This is a genomic window from Cyclobacterium xiamenense, from assembly GCF_042140265.1.
GTDB classification, from domain to species: Bacteria; Bacteroidota; Bacteroidia; order Cytophagales; family Cyclobacteriaceae; genus Cyclobacterium; species Cyclobacterium xiamenense_A.
Window position 1 is genome coordinate 1,800,414 of sequence record NZ_CP159481.1, and the last position, 12,293, is coordinate 1,812,706.

The 12,293-nt window shown below is 49.1% G+C and carries 11 protein-coding genes; 4 read left to right on the forward strand and 7 right to left on the reverse strand.

The window, feature by feature from the left end:
• Positions 1 to 82: 82 nt before the first annotated feature.
• Positions 83 to 1,135: a mechanosensitive ion channel family protein gene (locus tag ABWH99_RS07685; RefSeq protein WP_375585703.1), complete on the reverse strand. Its 1,053-nt coding sequence runs from the start codon at positions 1,133 to 1,135 to the stop codon at positions 83 to 85.
• A gap of 165 nt (positions 1,136 to 1,300) precedes the next feature.
• Here ABWH99_RS07685 and ABWH99_RS07690 point away from each other — a divergent pair, with 165 nt between their 5' ends.
• Complete coding sequence (locus tag ABWH99_RS07690) at positions 1,301 to 2,932, forward strand: carbon starvation protein A (protein WP_375585704.1); 1,632 nt, start codon at positions 1,301 to 1,303, stop codon at positions 2,930 to 2,932.
• Between the two features lie 51 nt (positions 2,933 to 2,983).
• Here ABWH99_RS07690 and ABWH99_RS07695 read toward each other — a convergent pair whose 3' ends face one another.
• Positions 2,984 to 3,565, reverse strand: coding sequence for a porin family protein (locus tag ABWH99_RS07695; protein ID WP_375585705.1), 582 nt, complete (start codon positions 3,563 to 3,565; stop codon positions 2,984 to 2,986).
• 318 nt (positions 3,566 to 3,883) lie between these two features.
• On the opposite strand from ABWH99_RS07695, the gene ABWH99_RS07700 reads away from it, so the two are divergent.
• Positions 3,884 to 4,648, forward strand: coding sequence for a hypothetical protein (locus tag ABWH99_RS07700; protein WP_375585706.1), 765 nt, complete (start codon positions 3,884 to 3,886; stop codon positions 4,646 to 4,648).
• Between the two features lie 173 nt (positions 4,649 to 4,821).
• On the opposite strand, the gene ABWH99_RS07705 is transcribed toward ABWH99_RS07700, so the two are convergent.
• Complete coding sequence (locus ABWH99_RS07705) at positions 4,822 to 5,076, reverse strand: DUF4834 domain-containing protein (RefSeq protein WP_375585707.1); 255 nt, start codon at positions 5,074 to 5,076, stop codon at positions 4,822 to 4,824.
• Between the two features lie 197 nt (positions 5,077 to 5,273).
• Entirely contained in the window at positions 5,274 to 8,093 is a 2,820-nt protein-coding gene (gene carB / locus ABWH99_RS07710) for a carbamoyl-phosphate synthase large subunit (protein ID WP_375585708.1), read from the reverse strand.
• A gap of 162 nt (positions 8,094 to 8,255) precedes the next feature.
• Here carB and ABWH99_RS07715 point away from each other — a divergent pair, with 162 nt between their 5' ends.
• Both ABWH99_RS07715 and ABWH99_RS07720 read left to right on the forward strand, forming a co-directional pair.
• Complete coding sequence (locus tag ABWH99_RS07715) at positions 8,256 to 8,405, forward strand: hypothetical protein (RefSeq protein ID WP_375585709.1); 150 nt, start codon at positions 8,256 to 8,258, stop codon at positions 8,403 to 8,405.
• A 91-nt stretch (positions 8,406 to 8,496) separates the two neighbouring features.
• Positions 8,497 to 9,102 carry a DUF4202 domain-containing protein gene (locus ABWH99_RS07720; protein WP_375585710.1) on the forward strand — a complete coding sequence of 202 codons (606 nt, stop codon included), beginning with the start codon at positions 8,497 to 8,499 and terminating at the stop codon, positions 9,100 to 9,102.
• 11 nt (positions 9,103 to 9,113) lie between these two features.
• On the opposite strand, the gene ABWH99_RS07725 is transcribed toward ABWH99_RS07720, so the two are convergent.
• The 3 genes from ABWH99_RS07725 to ABWH99_RS07735 all read right to left on the reverse strand — a co-directional run bounded on the left by ABWH99_RS07725 (position 9,114) and on the right by ABWH99_RS07735 (position 12,229).
• A complete protein-coding gene (locus ABWH99_RS07725; RefSeq protein WP_375585711.1) occupies positions 9,114 to 10,058 on the reverse strand; it encodes a sugar phosphate isomerase/epimerase family protein in 945 nt (314 codons plus the stop codon).
• Positions 10,059 to 10,241: 183 nt separating this feature from the next.
• A complete protein-coding gene (locus ABWH99_RS07730; protein WP_375585712.1) occupies positions 10,242 to 10,529 on the reverse strand; it encodes a hypothetical protein in 288 nt (95 codons plus the stop codon).
• On the reverse strand, positions 10,526 to 12,229 hold the full coding sequence (locus ABWH99_RS07735; RefSeq protein ID WP_375585713.1) for a helix-hairpin-helix domain-containing protein: 1,704 nt from the start codon (positions 12,227 to 12,229) through the stop codon (positions 10,526 to 10,528). The genes ABWH99_RS07730 and ABWH99_RS07735 overlap by 4 nt, the downstream gene beginning before the upstream one ends.
• Positions 12,230 to 12,293 lie beyond the last annotated feature (64 nt).

The following is a 12,293-nucleotide window of genomic DNA, read 5'->3' on the forward strand; positions in this document are numbered from 1 at the left end:
CAAATGCATTTGGGATTACAAATTTATGCGTATTATCCGTTAAATAAAACCAAAATCTGTATTCTGCAAAATTAAACAAAAATCAACTGGTTGATCCCTCACCGTCCCGTTGTAGCAACACCCGACTTCTGGGAAGCGCTTTTGGATAATTTTCCTGCAGGTATGCCAGCATTTTTTCCCGAACCAAACACCTGAGATCAAAGGCAGTAGGGCTATCCCGGGCGCTCATCAGACAGCGGATTTCTACCGTCTTTTCTGTGAAATCAGTTACCTGAAGTACCTGAACCTTTCGGTCCCAAAGCGTTGTTCCTTCCAGAATTTCCTTAAGTTTAATTTTCAGGTTTTCGACCGGAATGGTGTGGTCCAGGTACAGAAAAACTGTCCCCCAGATATCGGCCGTTGTCCGGGTCCAGTTTTGGAAAGGAGTTTCCAAAAAATAATTGATCGGTAATACCAAGCGTCGTTGATCCCAGATCTTTACCACCACGTAGGTAAGATTTATCTCTTCGATTTTCCCCCATTCTCCCTCTACCACTACTACATCGTCGATGCGTATGGGCTGGGTAAACGCGATTTGAAACCCGGCTAAAAGATTGGCAATGGATTTCTGCGCCGCAAACCCCACGATGATGCCCAGGATCCCCGCCGATGTTAGCAAACCTGCTCCCAGTTTGCGGGCGGACTCAAAATTCATCAGGATGGCCGAAAGTGCAATGACCACTACCACGATTATGAATAGCTTTCGAATAAACGCCACCTGGGTGAGAACGCGGCGTTCTCGGAGGTTGTCTTCCTTGTTGGAGGCGAAATTGTCCAGAAAGGCATACCGCAGTACGTTGGAAAACTCTATGATGATCCAGGCAAGGGTGACGATGGCAGGAACCACAAAAAGGGGGTGCTTTCCCAGTTCAATCAGGTCGGGCGGGGAAATGAGCGGCTCGATAATGGGAAACAAGACGAAAAACAAGCCCCATTTCAGTGCGTTGGAGAATTGCTGCATGGAGCGCCTGCCCCTATCCGTGACAGGCTTGTAGGCCAAGCGGGCAAGTCTGGGAAAAATCAGGATCACAAACAAATGACTGACTACCAAAATTCCTAAAACAATACCAATAAAAACGAACGTTTCTTTATTCATGGTGTGTATGCAAGGGATAAGAGGGGGAAATGCAAGCTTGCCTGCCGATTTCGTTCCCCAGGCTTCTTAGCGGAGTGAAAAACTGATTGATGGATTAAATTAGGGTTTATTTCTGACGAAATCAATTTTCTGATTATCTTTAAGACGTTAACCGTATCACAGACCATGCAACTCACCCATCTCTTTGTTTTTTCTGCTTTGATATTGACCGGAGCCTATTTTATCTACGGAAAATACGTGTTTAAAAAATTCAGGATTAACAATAATAACCTGACACCCTCCCACCGCCTGAACGATGGGGTGGATTACGTACCCAGCAAGCCAATCGTGGTATTGGGGCATCATTTTGCGTCAATCGCCGGTGCAGGACCCATCGTTGGGCCCATTATCGCCATCACCTTTGGCTGGGTGCCGGCGGTTATCTGGATATTGATTGGCGGGATCTTTTTTGGGGCGGTTCACGATCTGGGCAGCATGGTGGCATCGCTTAGAAACGACGGTAAATCCATTGGGGTGATCATACAGAATACGATCGGTAAAAAAGGGAAGCGGTTATTTATTCTTTTTAGTTTTTCTACCCTGATTCTCATCATTGCGGTTTTCGCGGATATCATTGCCAAAACCTTCGTCAGCAGTCCAGGCGTAGCCTCGGCCTCAATTTTGTTCATCGGATTGGCAGTGGCGTTTGGGTTTGTTACCAAATTGACCGGACAGCGGAAGACCGCCTTTTTGGTCGCATCGGTTTTAGGAGTAGCCATCATGTATTATTTTGTGTACCTGGGCATGCAGATTCCCTTCGCATTGGACTATCAGGTATGGATTTACGTCTTGTTGATCTACGCCTTTATCGCGTCGGTCACACCGGTAGCCATGCTGCTGCAGCCGAGAGACTACCTGAATAGTTTTCTTTTATATGGCCTCATACTGGCGGCGATTGTAGGAGTTTTTGTGGCCAACCCAACGATTGCCATGGACACCGATGTGCACCTTACGGATGAAAACCTGGGCTACTTGTTTCCCGTGTTGTTTGTGACCATTGCCTGCGGGGCTATCAGTGGCTTTCATTCCCTGGTTGCTTCCGGGACCACCTCCAAACAGTTGGACAGGGAATCGGATGCAAAAGTAGTTGGTTTTGGGGGCATGTTGATTGAATCCTTCCTGGCCATTATTTCGGTGGGTGCCGTAGTAGTGTTGACGCGGACGGATTATTTGTCCCGTTTGGGCGAAGAAGGCCCGGTTCCCCTGTTTGCAGATGGGCTGGGTACCATTATTTCTTCCATGGGAGTCCCTGAGTCCTTCGCGGTGGGATTTGTGGCATTGACGGTTTCGGCCTTTGCCCTGACCACCCTGGATACCTGTACGCGGTTGGCCCGGTTTACCCTGCAAGAATACTTTGAAGACGTGGAGCAGCCGCTGGGTAAAAAAATCTCCCAGAATCGGTACGTGTCGACCAGCGTTGTGGTAGTATTGTCCGTGCTTTTATTGGGAAGTGGCGGATTCGCAACCCTTTGGCCCATATTTGGTTCGGCAAATCAGCTTCTCGCCGCACTGGCTTTGCTGACCATTTCCGTCTGGTTGATCAAAAAGAAAATCAACCCCACCTTTGTCACCATCCCCATGTTTTTTATGTTTACGGTGACCCTAACTTCCCTTGGCCTTTTTGCCTGGCAAAATTTCCAGAAAGACGCCTACGTGCTATCGATTATCGCGGCGATCCTGTTTCTGCTTTCCTTCGCGCTAATCTTTTTGGCTAAAAAAAGCTTAACGAAAGAGATCGAGGTGAAAGAAATGGCCTAAAACGATTGGCTATTTCTCGATTTCAGGCAGCACAACGGTGCTGTTTTTCTATCAAAACAGGCGGAAACCCATGGATAAAATCAGTTGATTTTGTCGCTGATCGGTAGGGACTTGCGCAAAGGTATTGATCGTGTTGGTGAGGGCTCCTTCGTACTTCAGATCCAGCAGGAAGTTTCCGATGTCGATCCCCAGGCCCGCCTGATAGCCAAACGTAAAATCCTCTTTTGGGGGAATAATGCTGGAGCGGCTTCCGTTTCTGGCTACAAGGTCACTATTAAACACGTAGCTTGCTACCGGACCCGCCTGAATCCGGAAGAGGCCTCCCAGTTTCATGCCGATCATGACCGGTATATCCAATCTATCGAAGGATACATCGTAGTTAAAGGTATTGTTTGAAAAAGACCCGCCCGTATTGGTGTACAAGACCTCTGGTTGTAAAAAGATGATGGGCAGGTTGATCCGGGCAAAAGCTCCGAGGTGGTAGCCCATTTTGGAATCATCCCCTCGAAAACCGTCGGTCACGTGAACCTCTCCCTGAGAAATGCCAAATTTTGGTCCTACGCTTAAAACCTGCCCGCTTACTTCTCCAAGCAGCATGCCGGTCAGGAACAGTACGATTGCTAGACTTTTCATTTTTTCTCCGAATTAGACTGGTGAATGGTTTGCCTTTTACTGAAAACCATCTTTATGGGATTTTATTTTATATTTCTCGGTTTTTTTTTCTGTACCTTACTCCTCAAATCAACGAGAGAAACCAGTACCGTTCCATCGTGCTTAGGCGAGACCCCTTATTGCCGGTTACGCCAAGGTGTTTTTTTTGAGTTTACCCGTATTGGGATAGTAGCGGAGAATGGACGAGAGTTACGATTGGTTGCTGTAGGAAAAGGATGTGTAACAGTGAATGAATCCAATAAACAAAGGAAATTCTAAAGAGGATAGGAAAGGTTTGAAATGAGAATTGTTTGGAATACGGTGTACGCGATGGCCTTGGGGCTGCTAATTTATGGCTGTGAAGAACCGGTTCGGGAGGACCCTTTTGTTGGCATCGGTGCAGCCAGATGGGATGTAGGCAAATCGGCTAATTTTCTGCTTTCTGACGATCGGTTTACAAAACTGGAGTTGGAGATCGCGTACATGGAAGGCTTTCGGCCTACCGATGTCTTGTTGGACGAGATGGTTGACTTCCTGGAGGAATTTACCTTCAAGCCCGAGGGCATCGTGCTGAATCTGAAGGAAATACCTGCGGAGGGAGAAGAATTTTACTCTGCGGAGGCGATTGCTGCCCTGGAAGACCAATACCGGCAGACCTACAACGAGGGAAATACGGTTTCCATTTTTTTGCTGGTAGTCGATGGGAATTTTAAGCAAGACGAAACGGAGTTTTTTACCATCGGAGCAGCGTACCGCAATACGAGTATGGTACTGTTTGGAAAGCGAATTATGGAAAATTCAGGCGGCTTTCGTAGGCCGCCTCGTGGCATACTGGAAACGACCGTCGCCTTGCACGAACTGGGACATCTTTTGGGATTGGTGAACATTGGCACAGAGATGGTAATTCCTCATGAAGACGAGGAACAAGCGTTTCATTGCGAGGAGGAAACCTGCCTGATGTACTGGACGGTGGAAACAAATAATGTATTTCTTTTTAGGCCACAGACCATTCCTACCCTGGATGACAATTGCAGGAACGACCTGCGCGTCAACGGAGGAAGGTAATCAAGTGGCTTTTTAGTGGCCAGGTTTCCCGGTCAACCTAGCTTTGCTGGCATTTTTGACAATTCTAAAAATCCTCATAATTCCGACCATGGGGCAGATAGGCTTTATTTCAACCCTTGATGCCGCAGGTAAGCGACATTCGTTCATTCTACCGTAGCGCCCGGCTATCCGCGTTAATCCTTCACTTCTTCGTAATCAATATAGTCTCCGCCGGACAGGTTGCCTGACGACCCCTTTTTTCCTTTATTCGGAACAAAGTCGACGTTCACGTTGCCATCCCTGGGTTTATTTTTTTTTCGGGCCTCTTCTCGCTGTGCGGCCTGCACCTGGTCAGCAAATTTTTTCAGTTTACTGTTCAGAAAATACCGAAGCAGGCTCGAAAATATCCATCCCAGTGCAATAAAGAAGATTATAATTTTTAATATCATGGCAATCAAATTTGACTAATCGGTGTCTGAAAAGGGGTTGGGTACATCCACGCCCTACTCTCCTAACGGAAATATTCATTCGACCATTCAATATTAAAAGAAAAATTATAGAAAAACCAATCGCTTAGATGGACAGATGCCGGTAAAAAAACCGGCTTCCGTTTCCGGAAGCCGGGAGGAGATCGAGGATGCGATGGTTACCTGCTCAGATACAGGTTTCTTTCGGCATAGATTTTCAGGAAATAATCATCCATCAGGTCATCAATGAAATAGATGGCCTCACCGGTGGACTTCATTTCTGGTCCCAGTTCTTTGTTAACGTTCGGGAATTTATGGAAGGAAAACACCGGTTCTTTGATGGCATACCCTTTTTTCACCGGAGCGAAGTCGAAATCGGTCACCTTGTTTTCACCTAACATCACCTTGGTGGCGTAGTTTACGTAAGGCTCCTGGTATGCCTTGCAGATAAACGGCACGGTACGGGAGGCTCTTGGATTGGCCTCGATCACGTATACTTTATCGTTTTTGATGGCAAACTGAATGTTGATTAATCCTTTTGTTTCCAGTGCCAATGCGATCTTTTCGGTAAAGGTTTCTATTTGCCGGACCACCAGGTCCCCCAGGTTGTAGGGCGGCAATACCGCGTAGGAGTCGCCGGAATGAATACCTGCGGGCTCTATGTGCTGCATGATGCCGATGATGTAGACATTTTCTCCATCGCAAATGGCATCTGCCTCGGCCTCGATGGCCCCTTCAAGAAAATGATCCAGCAGGATTTCGTTGTTTGGAATGTCTCGGAGCACGTTTACCACGTGTTGTTCCAACTCCTTCTCGTTGATGACAATCTTCATGCCTTGTCCACCGAGTACATAGGAAGGTCGTACCAACAAGGGAAAACCCAGGGTTTTGCATAGGTCCAGCGCTTCGTCCGTACTGTGAATGGTGCCGAATTCAGGGTAGGGGACGCCGTTTTCCTTCAATAAGTTTGAAAACCGGCCCCGGTCCTCGGCCAGATCGAGGGCTCGGAAGCTGGTACCCAAAATCGGAATGTTGTACTTATCGAGTTTTTCTGCGAGTTTGAGAGCCGTTTGGCCTCCAAGCTGGACGATGACACCGATGGGGTTTTCGTGAAGGATGATCTCGTAAATGTGCTCCCAAAACACCGGTTCAAAATACAGCTTGTCGGCAATGTCAAAGTCCGTCGAGACCGTTTCGGGGTTGCAATTGATCATCACGGTCTCGTAGCCGCATTCTTTTGCTGCCAGTACCCCGTGTACGCAGGAGTAATCGAATTCGATGCCCTGGCCCACCCGGTTAGGACCGGAGCCGAGGACCACCACTTTTTTTCTGTCGGAAACGTGCGATTCGTTTTCTTCGCCAAAGCTGGAATAAAAATAGGGGGTTTGTGCTTCAAATTCTGCAGCGCAGGTATCGACCAGTTTGAACACCCGGCGGATGCCCATTTCTTCCCGTCGTTTCTGAAAAACCTCGCTTTCCAGACAGCCCAGTAGGTGGGCGATTTGCCGGTCGGCATATCCTTTGTGTTTGGCCTTTTTCATCAGGTCCAAACTGATGGTCTCCAGCGTTTCTTTGCTCAGCACACTATCCAACTGCACCAATTCCTCGATTTGTTTGAGAAACCATTTGTCAATTTTCGTCAGGTCCTGAATGGTTCGGAATGAGATGCCCAGCTTGAAGGCATCGTAGATATGAAACAGCCTGTTCCAGCTTGGATTAGCGAGACTGTACAAAATTTCGTCCTGATTTTTGACTTCCTTTCCGTCAGCTCCCAAACCGTTTCGCTTGATTTCCAGGGATTGACAGGCTTTTTGAAGTGCTTCCTGGAAATTTCTTCCGATACCCATCACCTCGCCAACGGCTTTCATGGATAAGCCGAGTTTTCGGTCGGAGCCTTTGAACTTGTCAAAATTCCACCGAGGGATTTTAACGATAACGTAGTCAATGGCCGGTTCAAAAAATGCCGAGGTGTTTCCGGTGATCGAATTTTTTAACTCGTCCAGATTGTATCCGATAGAGAGTTTGGCGGCTACTTTCGCGATGGGGTATCCGGTGGCTTTGGAGGCCAGTGCCGAAGAACGGGATACCCGGGGGTTGATCTCTACGCCGATAATGGTCTGGTTGTCCGGGCTTACGGCAAATTGCACGTTGCATCCTCCGGCAAAATTTCCGATACCTTCCATCATGCGAATGGCCTTGTTTCTCATTTCCTGGTACACGGTATCGGGCAGGGTCATGGCAGGAGCCACAGTAATCGAATCACCGGTATGCACGCCCATGGGGTCGAAATTCTCAATGGAACAGATGACCACCATGTTGCCAATATTGTCCCGCAACACTTCCAATTCGTACTCTTTCCAACCCAGGATGCTTTGTTCGATCAATACCTCATGGGTGGGAGAGGCCTGCAATCCGGCGCTAAGTGCTTTTTCGAAGTTTTCCGGTCCGTCCACAAAGCCTCCACCGGTCCCACCGAGGGTATAGGAAGGCCGGATGACGAGTGGAAAGCCGATTTCCTGGGCTATTTCTTTGCCCTGCAAAAAGGACCTGGCGGTTCTGCCCATGCAAACGTCCACGTTCAATTTCTCCATCAATGCCTTGAATTTCTCTCTGTTTTCCGCAGTCTCGATGGCATCAATATCCACACCGATCATTTTGGTACCGAACTTCTGCCAGATGCCGGCCTTGTCACAATCGATGGCCAGGTTCAACGCGGTCTGTCCACCCATGGTCGGCAGTACGCAATCAATGTCTGGGTGCTCTTTTAAGATCTGTACAATGGATTTTTTTTCCAATGGCAACAAGTACACGTTGTCCGCTGTTACCGGGTCGGTCATGATGGTGGCCGGATTAGAATTGATTAAGGTTACTTTGATTCCTTCCTCCCGCAGCGATCGGGCTGCCTGGGATCCGGCATAATCAAATTCACAGGCCTGACCAATGATGATGGGGCCGCTTCCGATGATGAGAACATGTTTGATGCTACTGTCTTTTGGCATGCTTGATGGTTTTTTGATGGCGTTACTTTTGGCTAAATTGGTGCAAAATTAAACAAATTTATTAAAGATACACGGAAAAGCCTTTTTTTACCCCAACGGGTTTCGCGCAGCGGAGGACCGGATCGCCCGGTTCTTTTCGGATATTGTCCTACCCATAAAAAAATGAGGGGACCGAACCTGTCCTCCATCATTAGCTCAAAAAGCCATGCCTACCGGGGGCTTATATACCGGTTCAATCGTTCGAGGATCACGGGCAGACAAGGCATGCTGCTCCTTGCCTGTAGTCGGCTGGTACGCCTGGCAGGGAAATGAGCGGTGCCCGCTACTGTTCGGCAGGGAGCAAATTTGGCCTGGGGAATCCCGGGTAAATTTTGTAGCTTTCGCCTACCAAGAAGACCCAGCTATGAGTGAAATCAGTGAAGCCCGATTTAGAAAAACCATCAGTGAGATGGACGCAGCGAACGAACAGGATCCCCATCAGGAGCTGGTAAACGGGAAGCCAATTCCCAAAGAACTGATCTACGGTATCCGCATGTCGGAAATGTTAATCGAAACCTATCCGGATGCGCAGGAATGCCTGAGGCTCGCGGCCCGGGCACAGCACATCCAGCGGTGGACCATCCCCAGGACTGACTACCCGATGGACCGAAAGGGCTATTTGCGTTGGCGAACAAGGCTCAAGCAGTTTCACGGAGAGCTGGCCGGAAACATCATGAAAGACAACGGGTATTCGGAGCTGGAAATCCGAAAGGTGGAGGATTTGCTGAACAAGCGGCGATTAAAAACGGATCCTGAGGTGCAGGCGCTCGAAGATGTGGTCTGTCTGGTTTTCCTGAAATACTATTTCCAGGATTTTATTCAAAAGCATCTGGACGAAACGCATAAACTGATAGGTATCCTCCAGAAAACCTGGAATAAGATGTCGGAAAAGGGGCAACAAAAAGCGCTGGCGATGTCCCACCCCGAGCCAGTCAAACGATTGTTGGCAGCGGCACTTGGGGAGACCTAGGGATCCCCCATTCAAGTTCCCATTTGTTTTCGGTACGTGTGTACATCTTCCTCTATGGCGGCCAGAATTTTTTTTCCTTCCATGCTGGGGTTGGAATTGCCGTGTTCGGCCCCTCCCAGATCGTATTCAACGTGCAGTATTTTGGGCAAGGGGCCGGTAAAGCCTTCGTGTTCGAGAAGCAACTTGAAATTCACCTCGCCTTTTCCCAGGGGCACATTCAGGGGTCGGTTTCCCTGTTCGTTGGGGTTTCCCCAAACGAAATCTTTCAGGTCAAAACTCCGGATTTTATCCTTTATCAAATGATACACGTTTTCGTAGGATTGGTAGCCTTCCACCTGCGCGTGCCGCAGATCAAATTGTACTCCAATGTGTTCGGGATCGATGCCCTCCAGCAGGTGGTATATTTCCCAGATCGATCCCCCTATTCTCCGCCCTGCATGGTTTTGGTAGTGTCCGTTGACCCCGTGTTTTTCGTGAAGCGTGGCGAGTTTTCGCATGGATCCATTCAGCGTTTTGAGTTCCCCTACAATATCCTTAGAATTAAAGGACAGGTACCCCATTCTGTAATCGTTGATGCCCTCTCCGGCCAGTGTTCTAAGAAATTCATCCATTTGATCTAGCTGATGCACGTTCATGTCCGTGGTGAGAACGGGTCGGCTCAAGCCCAGGCGTTCGCTTGCACGGACCAGCGGAGGCAACTTGGTCAGCAGTTCATCCCTGTCAAAAAAACCATTCTTCCGCACCGGAAGGTCGATTCCTTCAAAGCCCATGGATTTAACCGTCTGGGGAACTTCCTCCAGGGGGAGCCACTGAAGGACCTTGGTGAACAGGTAAAGGGGACCCGGAGCGGACGTTCCTGGCCGTGTTTTTTGAGAAGCGCTGGCCGTCATGCCAGGCAGGAGTGCGCCGGAACCGGCGGCCAAAAGCATTTTTTTAAGGGAGGTCCTTCTGTGCATGGGAGGTTATTTTCCTGGGAAACAAACAATACAGTAAGGTAGGCTTTTGAGGGAAATAGCGCAAGTGTTTTGTCACAAATTCGAACGAATTGCAGCCAGGTAGCACCAAGGAAGGTCCTGTAATAGCCTGGAAGGATACAAAGGCATCGGAAGCCAGGGCTGCACCGAGTAAAGGACTACAGGTCAAACCAACATGAAGAATAGCAAGGAAACGCCTAAAACCAGGACCATTTTCTTTGCTTTTTCTTTTTGGGTAGGCGTAAGGTTTTTTTTACGCAAGGCCAGTACGGCCAGGCTCAGTCCGAGCAGTTGCAAAGCAAGTCCCAGACCGGTGAGGTAATTTCCCCAGGATTGTCCGGGCCACTGCATGGCAAACAGCACCAGGGGAGTCACGCAACTCAAAATGCCCGCCAAACCGGCAAGAAATGACCGGGAAAGCAGTTGTTCCACAGCATTTGATGTCTCCTTCATGCCTTGTTTTTTTTGCGGTTTTCGAAGTAGTCGGACAGCTCGTCTGCGGATTTTGTATTGAGTGTCATGTCTTTGGTAAGTCCCCCTTTTCTTCCGGCGATCACGCCGTATTTCATGTGCCAGATGCCTTCGTTAGCATGGGCATCCGGGTTGATGCTGAGGATTACTCCCTGCTCCATGGCATAGCGGACCCAGCGCCAATCCAGGTCCAGGCGCCAGGGATTGGCATTGATTTCAATCACCACCTGATGCGCGGCACAGGCCTCAATGACCGCCCGGTGATCAATCGGGTAGCCTTCCCTGCGAAGCAACAAGCGGCCGGTCGGGTGGCCCAGAATGGTGGTGTAGGGGTTTTGAATGGCGCGGATAAGGCGTGTCGTTGCCTTTTTGACGTCCATACTCAGGCCGGAGTGAATGGATGCCACGATGTAGTCAAAGCCAGCCAACACCTCCGCTTCGTAATCCAGGCTTCCATCCATCAGAATATCGCTTTCGATGCCTTTAAATATGCGGAAGGGGGCCAGTTCCTCATTTAGCCGATCGATTTCTTCGTGTTGCCGGCGAATGCGGTCCTCGTCCAGGCCATTTGCATAAAAGGCGGAACGACTGTGATCGGCCATTCCCAGGTACTCGTATCCCGCATTTTTACAGTATTCGGCCAACTCCCGCAGGCTGTTTTTTCCGTCGCTGTAGGTGGAATGATTGTGCAGCGGTCCCTTTAAGTCATCCACGGTAAGCAGTTCCTCCAGAGAATGCTGTTGTGCCCATTCCAATTCACCGTTTCCTTCCCGGAGCGCTGCGGGAATGTACGGAAGCCCGGCCGAAGCGTAAGCCTCTTCTTCAGAAACGAAGGCTGCCTTATGGAAATGTTCGCCTAGGGTACCCTCACCTGATAGGGGATGCATCAAATGCGAGTGGCTGGAAGTTTTAAGGAGTCTTTGCCGAATAAAGTCTGTTTTGTCCCGTAGCAAAATCACCACCTGCAGGCCCAGGGGTTCCCATGCTCCCTGCCAGCGGAAGGGACTGCAATAACGCTCTTCGCGATGCAGTTCCTTGATGGTGTCTATTTTCTTTAAGCTTTCCCCGGGGGCGCTTGTTCCCAAAAGAAAAGTCAGGTTTTCCACGATTTCGGACATTCTGCCATACGCACCCACCGGTGCCAGTAGTTCCTGGTCGAGGGCCTTTTCCAGGGACGCTTGAATGGCTTTTCCTACCTCATCGATGTCCGCATACAACCACTTTCCCCGGTTTGCGGCGATAAACTCCAGTTTTTGCACGATGCTATTCTGGGTTTTTTCCCCAAAACCTTTGATTTTGGCCACCTGCCCCGACTGACAGGCTTCCATGAGCTCGTGGGTGGACGTGATTTCAAGCTCCTTCCATAGGGTTTTGATTTTTTTGGGCCCCAATCCTTTTATCTTTAGCAAGTCACGGATGCCATCCGGAGTTTTTTCCAGCAAGGTATCGAGTAGGGGGTGGGACCCGGATTCCCGAATATGGGATATGGTTTCTGCCAGGCTTTTTCCAATCCCGGGAAACTCTCGTAGTTCGCTAATGCTGAGGTCGCCCAGGGGCTTTCCCTCCCGTTCGATGCTGGAAACGGCAGATTGGTACCCTCTGATTTTAAAGGGGTTTTCCTCGTGCAGCTCCATCAGCTGTACGGTTAATTGCAGGATGGAGACAATTTCTTTGTTATCCAAGGTGTATTCGTTTCAGATGGCTTCCCTGCAAATGTCCGTAATATTTGTTTTAAAATAAAATCAA

Coding starts and splice junctions, on each gene's coding strand:
- ABWH99_RS07685 (WP_375585703.1), bottom strand. CDS start 1,135: ATGAATAAAGAAACGTTCGTTTTTATTGGTATTGTTTTAGGAATTTTG.
- ABWH99_RS07690 (WP_375585704.1), top strand. CDS start 1,301: ATGCAACTCACCCATCTCTTTGTTTTTTCTGCTTTGATATTGACCGGA.
- ABWH99_RS07695 (WP_375585705.1), bottom strand. CDS start 3,565: ATGAAAAGTCTAGCAATCGTACTGTTCCTGACCGGCATGCTGCTTGGA.
- ABWH99_RS07700 (WP_375585706.1), top strand. CDS start 3,884: ATGAGAATTGTTTGGAATACGGTGTACGCGATGGCCTTGGGGCTGCTA.
- ABWH99_RS07705 (WP_375585707.1), bottom strand. CDS start 5,076: ATGATATTAAAAATTATAATCTTCTTTATTGCACTGGGATGGATATTT.
- carB (WP_375585708.1), bottom strand. CDS start 8,093: ATGCCAAAAGACAGTAGCATCAAACATGTTCTCATCATCGGAAGCGGC.
- ABWH99_RS07715 (WP_375585709.1), top strand. CDS start 8,256: ATGAGGGGACCGAACCTGTCCTCCATCATTAGCTCAAAAAGCCATGCC.
- ABWH99_RS07720 (WP_375585710.1), top strand. CDS start 8,497: ATGAGTGAAATCAGTGAAGCCCGATTTAGAAAAACCATCAGTGAGATG.
- ABWH99_RS07725 (WP_375585711.1), bottom strand. CDS start 10,058: ATGCACAGAAGGACCTCCCTTAAAAAAATGCTTTTGGCCGCCGGTTCC.
- ABWH99_RS07730 (WP_375585712.1), bottom strand. CDS start 10,529: ATGAAGGAGACATCAAATGCTGTGGAACAACTGCTTTCCCGGTCATTT.